Here is a 12,517-nt window from a genome sequence, read left to right as displayed (position 1 = left end):
ATTTGATTTTGCTATGCAATACGGCCTTATCAGGCGGGCATTGCGATAAGGGTGCTGATGGGAGCCTCGGACAGCTTGGCGTATCCGTTAAGTCCATCGAGTTCCATAAGGAAGCTGAATCCTGCTACATGCCCTCCCGCCTTTTCAATGAGATCGGCACCGGCACGTGCAGTGCCGCCAGTGGCGATCAGATCATCGACAATGAGCACACGCTCACCGGGATGAATGGCATTCTGCTCGATCTCGACACTGGCCGAACCATATTCGAGATCATATGATTCCGTGAAAACAGGCGGAGGGAGTTTTCCCGCCTTGCGAATGGCTACGAAGCCTTTGCCGAATCTGCTCGCCAAAGCCGGCCCGAAAAGAAAACCTCTCGATTCAAGACCTGCAACGGTATCGAAATCGCTAGGGTCGATGGGAAGCGCTGCCGCGAAGCCGCGCAGAAGAATATCCAATCCGCGGGCGTCGGCAAGCACCGGCATGAAATCACGGAAGATGATGCCGTCTTTGGGGAACCCGGGCGTCGATCCGATGAGCGAGACGAGATATTCCGCGTCTTCCTCACCGACTGCCTGCAGTGCTTTGATGGTGATGTCGCTGTTTCTGGTCATCGTCGCACTCATCAATCGTTCTTGGTCTCGACGGACTGATCGGCGTCGACAGGCTTCTGCGCATCATCGGAAGCGCCATCAGTGGTCTTGGCTTCTTCGGAGGTTTCGAGCTCGTTCTGGGGAAGCGGATTGCCGTACTCGTCGACTTCATCATCGGAAACGTAGGCCGGGCGAACATATTCACGAGCAATGGCATTCAGTGCGAAACGCATCTTGGTGCCCTCGGTATCGATGACGATCTCGTCGTATTGATTGTCGACCTCAACGACTTTGCCGATGACCTGCCCGATGGTGATGACTTCGGTGCCGGGCTGAAGGTTCGCACGGAAATCCTTGCGCTCCTGCTGTTGCTCCTTGGCTTTTTTGGACTGCCAGATCATCATGCCGAAAAAGGCAATAATAACAACACCGAGAAACAGGGAGGACTGCACTATAAGCTCCTTTAAAGATAACGGTAATCCAAAAGGCAATACTAGAAACTCTTATTGACATCATCCTCATTCGGCCGCATACCGAGATGCTGCCAGGCTTTCGGAGTCGCCACGCGTCCCTTCGGGGTGCGGATGAGGAACCCCTCGCGCACCAGGTAAGGTTCGCATACGGTTTCCACCGTTTCCGATTCCTCCCCCACCATCGCGGCCAGCGTATTCAACCCCACCGGGCCACCCTGGAAATTACGAACGATGGCGTTCAGCACGGCGATGTCAAGCCGGTCGAGCCCCTCGGCATCGATCTGATACAGGGCAAGCGCCTGACGTACATCTTCGGCCGACGCCTGCGGCAGGTCGTGAACGATGACCCAGTCTCGCACGCGACGTAGCAGCCGGTTGGCGATACGAGGTGTGCCCCGGGAACGCAGTGCAAGCTCATGCGCCGCTTCACGGTCAATCCTAAGGCCGAGCACGCCGGCGGAACGTTCCACCAGTTTTTCGAGTTCCTCATGCGGGTAGAAATCCAGATGCGCGGTAAAACCGAAACGAGCGCGCAATGGGGACGGCAGCATGCCCTCACGTGTGGTGGCACCGATCATGGTGAAACGTGGAAGCGTCAGCGGAATCGACGATGCGCCCGGCCCTTTGCCCACCATCACATCCACACGGAAATCCTCCATGGCGATATACAGCAATTCCTCCGCAGCACGCGGCAGACGGTGAACCTCATCAACGAACAATACTTCGCCGGGTTCCAGCGAGCTGAGAATGGACGCCAGGTCTCCGGCATGCTGAATGGCCGGTCCGGAGGTGATACGAATCGGAACCTCAAGCTCGTTAGCCACAATCATGGCTAACGTTGTTTTGCCTAAACCCGGAGGGCCAGCCAGCAGAATATGATCCGGTGGCGTTTCCCGCTTGCGAGCCGCATCAAGGAACAGTCTCAGTTGCGCTTTCAGCTGAGGCTGCCCGATGAACCCATCGAGCACATGCGGGCGCAACTCCTCATCACTGACCGGTTCGTTCCCGATGGGCTGCGAGGAAACCATACGCAACGATTCCTCATTGGCGTCGGAATTCACCTGTTCGTAAGGCTGTGCCATTTCACCGTCCCCTATCCAACGAAGTTAAGGCGAGTCTGAGCACCTGAGGCACATCCTCCTGCGACAGCGGCATCGCAATGCCATTGGATTCGCAGGCCTCCTGTACCGCATACTGCGCATCCTGCTGATGCCAGCCCAAAGACATCAGCCCCTCCACCACCTGCTTGGCTCCCGGATCGGTCGAGGCACCCGATTGCGGAGCCTTCTCCCCTAGATCCTCCAAATTAATGGACCCCTTCAACTCGAGGATGATCTTCTGCGCGCCCTTCTTGCCGATACCCGGAGCCTTGGCCAATGCGGTCGCGTCGTTATCGGCCACCGCTTTGGCCAGATCATTCGCGGTAAGCGTGGAAAGCAGCGACAAAGCCACTTTCGGGCCAACACCATTGACCTTGATGAGCTGCAGGAACATCTTCTTCGACGAGGAATCCAGAAAACCATACAAGGTAATGGCGTCCTGAGAAACGTTCAGATACGTCCAGACACGAGTCTCCTGACCGGTATGCAGACGCGACAGATCAGCCGACGGCATACGCACCTCGTAGCCCACAGAGCCGACTTCTATAACCGCCTGGGTGGTATCGACCATCTCGACGGTACCTCGCAATGAACCAATCATCACGCCTCCCTATTCGAACAACTGTTCGACAGTGTACACGAGTCTGGCGGATTATGCAGTATTGGGTGCTACATTCCCCTATCCGTCGAGGAACGTCGGCGTGTTTTCTGCGCCGCCTGAGCCCACTGACGCTGTGCCGGGGTGAGATGCTGTTCGCGCTCCCCTCCCTGCAATGCGCCTGACGGCCGCAACGCATGGCATATGGCCAAGGCCAACGCATCGGCGGCATCGGCCGGAGTGGGCATGGTGTTCAGGTTCAAGATACGGGTGACCATACGTTCCACTTGAATCTTCTGCGCACGACCGTCGCCGGTGATGGCAAGCTTCGCCTCGGTCGGAGTGTGCAACGCCACGGGGATGCCTCGCTGTGCAGCGGCGAGCATAGCCAATCCAGCCGCTTGCGCAGTACCGAGTACAGTGTTGTGATTCGATTGCGCGAACACACGCTCGATGGAAACGACATCCGGCACGAAGCGATCCATCTTCTCGACCAGTCCATTGTAGATGGCAAGCAGTCGTAGATCCTGGGACACATCCGGCGCGGAACGAACCACATCCACATGAATAAAGGAAAGCCGGCGGTAAGCGCCGGCTTCGATAACGCCGACCCCGCAACGAGTAAGTCCGGGGTCGACGCCGAGAATAATCATCGAGGATTACTCCTCATCCAGCTGAGCCATGACTTCGTCGGAAGCGGTCCAGTTGGAATAGATGTTCTGCACATCGTCCAGATCGTCGAGGTTATCGATGAGCTTGGAGACCTTCTGAGCGTCTTCAAGGCTCAGCTCGACCTCGTTCTTCGGAGCCATGACCAGATCGGCGGAATCGTAATCGAAACCGGCATCCTGCAGAGCCTTACGCACCTCAGTCAGGTCGGACGGACCGGTGACCACGGTGAACACCTCGCCGTCATCGCTCACGTCCTCAGCGCCAGCTTCAGCGGCCTTCTCGAACAGATCATCGAAGTTCACGCCTTCGGCGGGAACCACGATCTGGCCCTTACGCTCGAAGTTGAAGGACACGGAACCGCTGGTAGCCAGAGATCCGTTACCCTTGGTCAGGGTGGAACGCACCTCTGCCGCGGCACGGTTGCGGTTGTCGGTCAGGCATTCGATGATGAGGCCGACGCCAGCGGGTGCATAGCCCTCGTACACGATGTCTTCGTAGTTGGCGCCGCCGGCTTCCTCACCGGAGCCGCGCTTGACGGCGCGCTTGATGTTGTCGGCCGGCATGGAAGCCTTCTTGGCCTTGTAAATCGCGTCGTACAGGGACGGATTGCCGTCGGGATCGCCGCCACCCTGACGGGCAGCGATTTCGATGTTCTTGATGAGCTTGGCGAACAGCTTGCCGCGCTTGGCGTCGATGGCAGCCTTCTTGTGCTTGGTGGTCGCCCACTTGGAATGACCGGACATAATGCTCCTAGCAGATAAACGATTACTGACAAACGAAAAAGATTGTATGGCGCTAAGCAGACATTGCGGACAACGCCGCCTAGCGCCACAGGATTCAGTCGGCGATGGCGGCCTTGAAGTCATCGACCGTGTTCACCTGGACACGCTTCTTGATGACCTTCATGATGTTGGCCTTGGCCTCGTCGACGGGTACGCCATTGAGCTGGCTGCCGTCGCGGAAACGGAAGCTCACGGCATTGTTGTTCATATCCTCTTCGCCGACGATGAGGATGAACGGCGCCTTGGACTTGGAGGCGTTGCGGATCTTCTTGCCGAAGCGATCGTCGGACAGGTCGATCTCGCAACGGACGGTCTCCTCCTCAAGGCTGGCGATGAACTTCTGCAGATGCGGTGCGAACTCGTCCGCGACCGGCACGCCAAGCACCTGGACAGGAGCGAGCCATGCCGGGAACGCACCCGCGTAATGCTCGAGCAGGACGGCGAAGAAACGCTCGATGGAGCCGAACAGGGCACGATGAATCATCACCGGACGCTGATGGGTGCCATCGGCGGCGATGTACTCAAGCTGGAAGCGCTCAGGCAGATTGAAATCGAGCTGGATGGTGGACACCTGCCAGGTGCGGCCGATGGCGTCACGAGCCTGAACGGAGATCTTCGGACCGTAGAACGCGGCGCCGCAAGGATCGTCAACCAGTTCCAGTCCGGAATCCTTGGCCACCTCGGCCAGCGTATTGGTGGCCTCCTCCCAGATCTCATCGGAACCGACATACTTGTGGGGGTCCTTGGTGGACAGCTCCAGATAGAAGTCGTCCAGACCGAAGTCCTTCAGCAGCCCCAATACGAAGGTCAGCAGGTTCTTCAGCTCATCCTTCATCTGCTCACGAGTGCAGTAGATGTGGGAATCGTCCTGGGTCAAACCGCGCACGCGGGTCAGACCATGCACTTCGCCGGACTTCTCGTAGCGGTACACGGTGCCGAACTCGAACAGACGCAGCGGCAGTTCACGGTAGGAACGCTGGCGGGACTTGAAGATCAGGTTGTGCATCGGGCAGTTCATCGGCTTCAGGTAGTAGTCGAAGCCCTGCTTGGTCACATTGCCGTTCTCGTCCTTCTCCTCATCCAGACGCATCGGCGGGTACATGCTGTCCTTATACCAATGCAGATGGCCCGAGGTTTCGTACAGTCCGCCCTTGGTGATGTGCGGGGTCTGCACGAAGCTGTAGTGATGCTTGCGATGCATCTCACGCGAGTAGTCTTCCATGGCGTTGATGACCGCAGCGCCCTTCGGATGGAACACGGCCAGACCGGGGCCGATCTCGTCCGGGAAGGAGAACAGGTCCATCTCGGCGCCAAGCTTACGGTGATCGCGCTTGGCGGCCTCCTCAAGACGGGTCTGGTATGCCTTGAGGTCTTCCTTGGTGGCGAAGGCCGCGCCATAGATGCGCTGCAGCATGGGGTTGGCTTCGCTGCCACGCCAGTACGCGGCGGCGGAACGTTCGATCTTGAACGCCTTGATGTAGCGGGTGTTCGGCAGATGCGGGCCACGGCACAGATCCTTCCAGACCACATTGCCGTCGCGGTCGACATTGTCGTAGAAGCTCAGTTCCTTCTCACTGACCTCGGTTGCGGCAGCCGGATCCAGATGCGCTTCCTTGTCCTTGATGAGCTCGATCTTATACGGCTGATCGGCTTCCTCGGCCAGCGCCTCCTCCTCAGTCACCACGCGACGGCGGAAGGACTGCGAGGACTTGATGATGCGCTGCATGCGCTTTTCGATGTTCTTCAGATCCTCCGGCGTGAAGGGCTGCTCAACATCGAAATCGTAATAGAAGCCGTCCTTGATCACGGGACCTACGCCAAGCTTGGCATTGGGATAGATCTCCTGCACGGCCTGGGCCATGACATGGGTTGCCGAGTGACGCATGATCGCGATGCCGTCTTCGGAATCAAGGGCGATGCCTTCAACGGTGTCGCCGTCGGAAAGCGGCGTATACAGATCGCGCGGTTCGCCATTCAAACGCACTGCGATGATGTTCTTGTCATCGGAGAACAGTTCGACGCCGGTGGTGGTTGCTTCCACCTCCTTCGCTTCGCCGTTGACTGTGATGGAGATGGAGCTTTGCGCCATGATGTGTCCTTTGCTATCGGGGCCCGCGGTACCAATGTGCAGGCCTGGACTGGTTATCAACAGCAGCCACGATAGGCATTCGGCACGACAAAAGCAAACGCCGCTCAGCTATGCGGCACCAGGATGCAAAATATGCCGGTGCTGTTGGCTTATACGGCATTCGAAGAGAAACAAAAAGGCCGCCGGCATAACGCCGACGGCCTCCGATGGGCTCCCGCGGCTGGGCTTGAACCAGCGACATTCTGATTAACAGTCAGACGCTCTGCCAACTGAGCTACGCGGGAATATTTAATTGTGAACAACCTTCCTGTGCAGGAAACTCGTTCTGAGCTCCCGCGGCTGGGCTTGAACCAGCGACATTCTGATTAACAGTCAGACGCTCTGCCAACTGAGCTACGCGGGAATGTTGCTTGCAAGGTTTCCCTTGCGCACAAGACACATATAATACACACTGCTCAAGCAAGTGCAAATCGACGCTTCACACGGCGTGTTGCCTTGTACGACAAGGGTTTAATCGAGTTTTACAGTGAAATTGTGGTAAGCGGCATGGCCGAATCAATGGAAAAATCGGGGTCGCTGGGAGCCACTCCGGCCTCTACGAGGCTCGCGCCGAGCACGGCGACCATCGCGCCATTGTCGGTACACAGCCTGATCTCGGGGATGCGGACATCCACGCCATTGCTTCTGCCGTATTCCAGAAGCTTGGCACGCAGCTGCGAATTGGCGGAGAAACCGCCGCCGACGATCAGAGTGTCGGAATCATACTGCCGGCATCCGCGCATCGTCTTCTTCGCCAGAACGGTCGCCACGGAATCCGCCAGCGAGGCACACACATCATCGGTGGGAATTTCGCGGCCCAGAGCCTGCTGGCCTTCCACCCAACGCGCCACTGCTGTCTTCACACCGGAAAAACTGAAATCATACGGGTGCTTGGCACCGGCCTGACCCTGCGTAAGCCCCTGTGGCACCTTGATGGCCTGAGGATTGCCATGCTGCGCATGACGATCGATATGAGGCCCACCCGGGTATGGGAATCCCAATAGTCGGGCCACCTTGTCGAAACACTCGCCCGCCGCGTCATCCAGCGTGGTGCCGACCACATCAATCGTGCGGGCGATATCGGTTACATGCAGCAGCGAGGTGTGCCCGCCCGACACAATCAATGCCATGGTGTTTTCGTGAACCGGGCCGAATTGCAGTTGGGTCACGGCGATATGCCCGATGACATGATTGATGCCGTATAACGGTTTGCCGCTTGCCCACGCAAGCGCTTTGGCACCGGAAACGCCGACCGCAAGGCATCCGGCGAGTCCCGGCCCTGCGGACACGGCAATCGCGTCCACGTCCCGCAATGTCATATTCGCATCGGCCAGTGCCTTGCTTACACATGGCACAAACGCCTCGGCGTGGGCGCGGGACGCGATTTCGGGAATCACGCCACCATAACGCGCGTGTTCCTGCATGGATGATGCAACCACGTTGGACAGCAATGTACGCCCACGCACAAGCGCCGCCGCCGTTTCGTCACAAGTGGATTCGATGCCGAGCACAACAGGTTCGCTCATCGCTCTTCTCCTTCTTTCCGTACGGTGTTCGCGGACTGGAATCCAGCAATATGGGGTCGCGCTATGTCAAGGCTCATGGTGTAAGCGTCGATGCCTTCCGGCTGGTAATAGCGCTTACGCAATCCAAGACGCTGGAAGCCGAATCGTTGGTATAAGGCCAATGCCGGCATATTGTCCACTCTTACCTCGAGCAGCATTCGTGCGGCACCCTGCGTATCGGCTTCCTGAATCAGCCGTTTCAGCAGGGCTGCGGCAATTCCTTGCCGCTGATATGCTTTGCCGACGCCGATGGTCATGAGTTCGGCATCGTCACCGTCATACCAGAAACCCGCGTAGCCACGGATACCGGCATGGTCGTCCATATCCACGACATAGGTTCGGGCGGGGGCGTCCAACTCCTGACGAACAGCCGACTCGCTCCATGCCCCTCTGCCGAACAGCTCCGATTCCAACGCGCTGATGGATCGAATCGTCTGTTCCCGGTCAAGCTCGGTAATATCGACGATCATCGTGCAGCCTTCACGCCGCCGTGACCGAGTACATGCTTCAACGGGTTCGGCACTTCGGCATCGGGGCGACGCAGATACAAAGGCTCGACAGGAGACTCACCCCGAGCGATATCACAGGCGTCATACCGTCGAGCGAAAATGCCGAGACCATGCGCGCCTTGGTCGAGCACGGATTCGTCCACGATATCGCCAAGCAGCTGGATCGACGCCAATGCGTCCGAGTACTTGGCCGCACCATGACCGACGACATCGACCACTACCCTACCGTCGAATCGACGTTCATAGGCTGCAACCGCATCATTGACCCGTTCGACGATATTGGCCGGATAATCGATATCCATGGCGATCAACGGCCGAGCGTCATGTGCGGCGTCGTCCGGTGACGCAGGCTGGCAGAGTTCGAAATACAGTTGCTTTCGTCGTGCATCATTCACGGCAAGGGTGAGAACCCGCAGTCCGTCATCCGCGCTGCCATGGCGTTCGGCGTTCCACCATGCCTGCGGCTCAAGAATATTCTGCCCAACCAGTTTGGCGCCTGTGGCGAAGGCGATCGCCTTCGCCGCGACGATGCCGGCCCTCAGGCCGGTGAATGGCGCCGGCCCTACGCCCGTGACGATACCGCTGATATCACTGGGGGCAAGGCCGGCAGTCTCCAAGGCTTTGGCGATATTGACCTGCAGCTTCTCGACATGCGTACGCGAATCGGATTCCACAATGGGGTCATATCCCACCACACCGACTGTGGAACCATATGATGTGTCGATCACCAGCACCGTTTCGTTCACGCCCATATCTTGTCACTTTCCTGCGAGAGTTGCTGCTCGTTGCGCCCAATCACTGCCGACAGGCACCAAAGTGACGATTCTAGTACCTTCGCTGGTCGGCTCATCGGTGTTTTGCACAAGTTGCGCCGGGCGATCGATATGGATCTCAAGACGTTCCGGGGCAAGGGCGGCGGCCATCTGCTCCCCCCATTCCATCAGAACCACGGTGTTCTCGCCGGGATCCTCAAGCTCTTCGTCGAGTCCCAGCGATTCAAGCTCATCAAGAAGCCGGTCGATGCCGTCCTGCCCGGGGGCGTAGTCGGAACCTCCCAGCCTATAGGCGTCCACATGGATCATATGGGCATGCCCGCCACCCGGGAATACGCCATCCAGTTCGCGCGCAATGGTGAAGGTCGGCGACACGATCGGCTCGCCGATGCCCAGCCCTGCTCCAAAACCTTGCGCAAGCGTGGTTTTACCGGCACCAAGCGGCCCTGACAGCAGCAGCACATCGCCGCCGCGCACGATACCTGCAAGACGCTCCCCGATGTTCCGCATGGCTTCCTCGTTTGGGGCTTCGAGGGTGATTGCATTATCCTGCATACCGGTTCCATTGCGCATGCTCACTGTTGCTCCCTTCCTTTGTTCGCGATGCATTCGATGCTGCGCTCAAGCGCATAGACGGGATCGCCACCATTGGTTTTGCTTTGCTCGTCGGCCCATGCCAGCATTTGGACACACGTGGATAGCCCGGCGGACGTCCATCCACCGAGCCGTACACGCTTGAGCATCCAAGACGGCATTCCGGCCTCGGCCGTGGAAATGGTCCCCGATTTCACCGCGGCTGCCTTGGCCACGCCGCGTAGTTTCGAAGCGAGCGCTCCGATAAGCGCTATGGGCGAGGCCCCTTGCTCTATGGCCGAGCGCATCATGACGATGGCGTCTGCGGTATGCCCTGCGAGTGCGGTGTCGGCGAGCGTGAATCCGGTGACTTGTGCGTTTGATGTGAGGTATTGGTTTACGCGGTTGATTCCTATGGGGTTGTCGTCGAAGTCGAAGCAGAGTTGGTTGCACATGGCGGCGAGTTCGCCGGTGCGTTCGCCGAGGACGTCGACGAGTTGTTGTGCGGCTGCGGGTTCGACGCGTCGGTTGTGTCGTTCGAATTGGGCGAGGACGAAGTTGAGTTTGGCTTCGGGTTTTTTGAGGTCTGGTATGTCTTCTTTGCCGGCTCCGGCTCGGGTGAGTTGGTCGATGAGTCGTTTGCCTTTGTTGCCGCCTTCGTGTTGGCAGATGATGATGCTGGAGTTGCCGGGGTCTTTGCAGGCTTGTTTGCAGTAGGTGGTTATGGCTTCGCCGAGTTTGTCGTCGGCGTTCTGCAGATTGGCGATATGTACGATTGCGGTGTCGGATAGGAGTGATGGGCTGACTGCTTCGTTGAAGGCGTATTGGTCGGTGGTTGTTGCGTCGAGTTCGATGAGTTCGGCGTCCGGCCGTACGGTGAGTGCCTTGTGGCATAGGTCGCGCGTGGTTTGTTCGTTGATGAAGGCGTCTCCGCCGTATACGATGCGCACGGGCGGGTTTCCTGCTTGTTTTGCCATGGTTTCAATTTCGCTATATCGCTGGACAATCCTTGGTGTTGTGTTGGGGTTTGTGTGTTCGAACATTTGTTCGATCTGTGCGTTGTGTTGGGGTGGTTTGGATATGCGGCGGGGAGGCTGTCGTGTGGTTCGACGGCCTCCCCGTTGGTGTTGGAGTTGTTTTGGCTCAGCCGAAGCTGATGGTTCTGAGTTGTTCCGCGTATTCCTCTACGAGTTGACTGTCGTATTCGGCCCACTCGTGGCTGGCGGAGTCGTCTGGGATGAAGTTGATGTTGTCCTTGCGCATGTGCTTACCTTCCGTTGGTGTTCCTGTTCATGCGTCGTTGCCGAACTGGAACTGGTAATGGTTTACCTCTTTGTGTGGATGGTTTTCGTGTTGTGTTTCACAGTGTGGCCATGCGGGTGAGTGTCGAGACGGTTTCTTACGTTGTGCTTTGCCTAGCTGAAGATGGAAGGGAGTGTTGGTGAATCATATTGGCAGTCGTTTTGCCTGTTTTGCTTGTGGCGTGGTGATTAATTCCTTCGCCATTGCGCTTATTACTAAGGGCGATATGGGCACGTCGCAGATTTCCAGTGTGCCGTATGTGCTGAGTCTGCGGTTTCCGTTGAGTTTCGGCATGATGACGTTCATCATGAATATGGTGTTCATCGCATTGCAGGTTGCGTTGCTGAGGCGGGATTTCCATCCGGTGCAGCTGTTGCAGATCTTGGTCAATGTGTTGTTCAGCGCGATGATCGACGTGGGTATGTCGCTGCTGTCGTTTCTCACGCCGACGACGCTGTGGCAGCGGTTGCTGTGTGTGGCGGCCGGCTGCTGCATCATGGGGTTCGGCATTGTGATCGAGGTTTCGCCCAACGTGCTGATGGTTCCTGGCGAGGGGATTGTGCGCGCCTTGTCGATTGTCATGCACGCCAAGTATGGCACGACGAAGATCGTGTTCGATATTACGTTGATAGCCATTGCCGTGGTGTTGTCGTTTGCGTTCTTCGGTACGTTGCGGGGCGTCGGCTTGGGCACGGTTATTTCGGCGTTGTGCGTCGGTTCCGTTATCAATGGCGTCAACAGGGTGTTCGCGTTCCCGGAACGTATCCGTTCGCTTGCGCTGGTCACCGATCGCAATCGCTGACATCACCGCCCCGGAATGATCAAAGCGTTTTCTTTGAGCCCCTTCCCCTTCCACCCTGACTGGCCTGTCCATATGGCCGCAATATAGTGGTGGCGCCTACAACATGGAATCAGGAGCAGGGGTGGCTTGCTGTGGATAGACGCAATCGACACGAGCGGACAGATGGGAAACCCATAATCGAGGTAATGATCTTTCTTGTGGCGGTTATAGCCGTGGCATGTGCGTTCGCATGGTTCTCCTCCAGTCCGGCCGATACCTCCCGAACACGAACCGTCATCACCGGCACCGGAAAATTCACGCAGACGCAGATACGGGACGCCGAGACCGTGGCATTGAAGCATCTGCGGGGGTTCCATGGCTGCCGAATCGATTCGATCAGCTACGACGATAAGCAATCCAAAGCCCTACTCGCGCTCGAGCAGAGCGCGGCGCAGGAAGGCGGCAGCTCATCCGTCTCCACTGCCATCGAACAGCATGGAATTAATAACGTCATCATGCTGACAAGCGACTTCACCTGCGCCGGTTCGATCTCATTGCCCCATGGGAAGACCACTGGCTGGGGACTCTGGTATGCGTGGAATCCTCAGTCAACCGATGCCCATAACGGCTGGACGTTCATAGACGAAGGGTACTGATTCGGTCGGGAA

General features: G+C 57.7%; 14 protein-coding genes and 2 tRNA genes. 2 read left to right on the top strand and 14 right to left on the bottom strand.

What is annotated here, in order from left to right:
- Positions 1–29: 29 nt before the first annotated feature.
- The 14 genes from BBAG_RS04130 to holA form a co-directional block, all read right to left on the bottom strand.
- Positions 30–614: an adenine phosphoribosyltransferase gene (locus tag BBAG_RS04130; RefSeq protein ID WP_033508271.1), complete on the bottom strand. Its 585-nt coding sequence runs from the start codon at positions 612–614 to the stop codon at positions 30–32.
- A gap of 11 nt (positions 615–625) precedes the next feature.
- Entirely contained in the window at positions 626–1,048 is a 423-nt protein-coding gene (locus BBAG_RS04125; RefSeq protein ID WP_033508273.1) for a preprotein translocase subunit YajC, read from the bottom strand.
- A gap of 38 nt (positions 1,049–1,086) precedes the next feature.
- Complete coding sequence (gene ruvB / locus BBAG_RS04120; RefSeq protein ID WP_003826411.1) at positions 1,087–2,148, bottom strand: Holliday junction branch migration DNA helicase RuvB; 1,062 nt, start codon at positions 2,146–2,148, stop codon at positions 1,087–1,089.
- A gap of 1 nt (position 2,149) precedes the next feature.
- Positions 2,150–2,767 (bottom strand): Holliday junction branch migration protein RuvA, encoded by a 618-nt coding sequence (gene ruvA, locus BBAG_RS04115; protein WP_003826407.1) that lies wholly within the window; start codon positions 2,765–2,767, stop codon positions 2,150–2,152.
- 68 nt (positions 2,768–2,835) lie between these two features.
- Positions 2,836–3,417 (bottom strand): crossover junction endodeoxyribonuclease RuvC, encoded by a 582-nt coding sequence (ruvC, locus tag BBAG_RS04110; RefSeq protein ID WP_003826405.1) that lies wholly within the window; start codon positions 3,415–3,417, stop codon positions 2,836–2,838.
- Positions 3,418–3,423: 6 nt separating this feature from the next.
- Entirely contained in the window at positions 3,424–4,179 is a 756-nt protein-coding gene (locus BBAG_RS04105; protein WP_003826403.1) for a YebC/PmpR family DNA-binding transcriptional regulator, read from the bottom strand.
- Between the two features lie 94 nt (positions 4,180–4,273).
- Positions 4,274–6,307: a threonine--tRNA ligase gene (thrS, locus tag BBAG_RS04100; protein WP_003826402.1), complete on the bottom strand. Its 2,034-nt coding sequence runs from the start codon at positions 6,305–6,307 to the stop codon at positions 4,274–4,276.
- 211 nt (positions 6,308–6,518) lie between these two features.
- A tRNA-Asn gene (locus BBAG_RS04095) sits at positions 6,519–6,591 on the bottom strand.
- A gap of 46 nt (positions 6,592–6,637) precedes the next feature.
- Positions 6,638–6,710, bottom strand: a tRNA-Asn gene (locus BBAG_RS04090).
- Between the two features lie 118 nt (positions 6,711–6,828).
- On the bottom strand, positions 6,829–7,872 hold the full coding sequence (tsaD, locus tag BBAG_RS04085; protein ID WP_003826400.1) for a tRNA (adenosine(37)-N6)-threonylcarbamoyltransferase complex transferase subunit TsaD: 1,044 nt from the start codon (positions 7,870–7,872) through the stop codon (positions 6,829–6,831).
- Positions 7,869–8,381 carry a ribosomal protein S18-alanine N-acetyltransferase gene (gene rimI, locus BBAG_RS04080; RefSeq protein WP_003826399.1) on the bottom strand — a complete coding sequence of 171 codons (513 nt, stop codon included), beginning with the start codon at positions 8,379–8,381 and terminating at the stop codon, positions 7,869–7,871. The genes tsaD and rimI overlap by 4 nt, the downstream gene beginning before the upstream one ends.
- Positions 8,378–9,172, bottom strand: a complete 795-nt coding sequence (gene tsaB, locus BBAG_RS04075) for a tRNA (adenosine(37)-N6)-threonylcarbamoyltransferase complex dimerization subunit type 1 TsaB (RefSeq protein WP_003826397.1) — start codon at positions 9,170–9,172, stop codon at positions 8,378–8,380. The genes rimI and tsaB overlap by 4 nt, the downstream gene beginning before the upstream one ends.
- 6 nt (positions 9,173–9,178) lie before the next feature.
- On the bottom strand, positions 9,179–9,748 hold the full coding sequence (gene tsaE, locus BBAG_RS04070; RefSeq protein ID WP_003826395.1) for a tRNA (adenosine(37)-N6)-threonylcarbamoyltransferase complex ATPase subunit type 1 TsaE: 570 nt from the start codon (positions 9,746–9,748) through the stop codon (positions 9,179–9,181).
- Positions 9,749–9,768: 20 nt separating this feature from the next.
- On the bottom strand, positions 9,769–10,743 hold the full coding sequence (gene holA / locus BBAG_RS04065) for a DNA polymerase III subunit delta (RefSeq protein WP_033508151.1): 975 nt from the start codon (positions 10,741–10,743) through the stop codon (positions 9,769–9,771).
- Positions 10,744–11,249: 506 nt separating this feature from the next.
- Here holA and BBAG_RS04060 point away from each other — a divergent pair.
- Both BBAG_RS04060 and BBAG_RS04055 read left to right on the top strand, forming a co-directional pair.
- Positions 11,250–11,870 carry a YczE/YyaS/YitT family protein gene (locus BBAG_RS04060; protein ID WP_003826390.1) on the top strand — a complete coding sequence of 207 codons (621 nt, stop codon included), beginning with the start codon at positions 11,250–11,252 and terminating at the stop codon, positions 11,868–11,870.
- Between the two features lie 185 nt (positions 11,871–12,055).
- Complete coding sequence (locus BBAG_RS04055) at positions 12,056–12,505, top strand: hypothetical protein (RefSeq protein ID WP_003826388.1); 450 nt, start codon at positions 12,056–12,058, stop codon at positions 12,503–12,505.
- The last annotated feature ends 12 nt before the right edge of the window (positions 12,506–12,517 follow it).

The sequence above is a fragment of the Bifidobacterium angulatum DSM 20098 = JCM 7096 genome (assembly GCF_001025155.1).
GTDB classification, from domain to species: Bacteria; Actinomycetota; Actinomycetes; order Actinomycetales; family Bifidobacteriaceae; genus Bifidobacterium; species Bifidobacterium angulatum.
Note: the sequence above shows the minus strand (reverse complement) of the source record. Positions and strands in the feature narration are given on the sequence as shown.

Coding starts and splice junctions, on each gene's coding strand:
- BBAG_RS04130 (WP_033508271.1), bottom strand. CDS start 614: ATGACCAGAAACAGCGACATCACCATCAAAGCACTGCAGGCAGTCGGT.
- ruvB (WP_003826411.1), bottom strand. CDS start 2,148: ATGGCACAGCCTTACGAACAGGTGAATTCCGACGCCAATGAGGAATCG.
- ruvA (WP_003826407.1), bottom strand. CDS start 2,767: ATGATTGGTTCATTGCGAGGTACCGTCGAGATGGTCGATACCACCCAG.
- ruvC (WP_003826405.1), bottom strand. CDS start 3,417: ATGATTATTCTCGGCGTCGACCCCGGACTTACTCGTTGCGGGGTCGGC.
- BBAG_RS04105 (WP_003826403.1), bottom strand. CDS start 4,179: ATGTCCGGTCATTCCAAGTGGGCGACCACCAAGCACAAGAAGGCTGCC.
- thrS (WP_003826402.1), bottom strand. CDS start 6,307: ATGGCGCAAAGCTCCATCTCCATCACAGTCAACGGCGAAGCGAAGGAG.
- tsaD (WP_003826400.1), bottom strand. CDS start 7,872: ATGAGCGAACCTGTTGTGCTCGGCATCGAATCCACTTGTGACGAAACG.
- rimI (WP_003826399.1), bottom strand. CDS start 8,381: ATGATCGTCGATATTACCGAGCTTGACCGGGAACAGACGATTCGATCC.
- tsaB (WP_003826397.1), bottom strand. CDS start 9,172: ATGGGCGTGAACGAAACGGTGCTGGTGATCGACACATCATATGGTTCC.
- tsaE (WP_003826395.1), bottom strand. CDS start 9,748: ATGCAGGATAATGCAATCACCCTCGAAGCCCCAAACGAGGAAGCCATG.
- holA (WP_033508151.1), bottom strand. CDS start 10,743: ATGGCAAAACAAGCAGGAAACCCGCCCGTGCGCATCGTATACGGCGGA.
- BBAG_RS04055 (WP_003826388.1), top strand. CDS start 12,056: ATGATCTTTCTTGTGGCGGTTATAGCCGTGGCATGTGCGTTCGCATGG.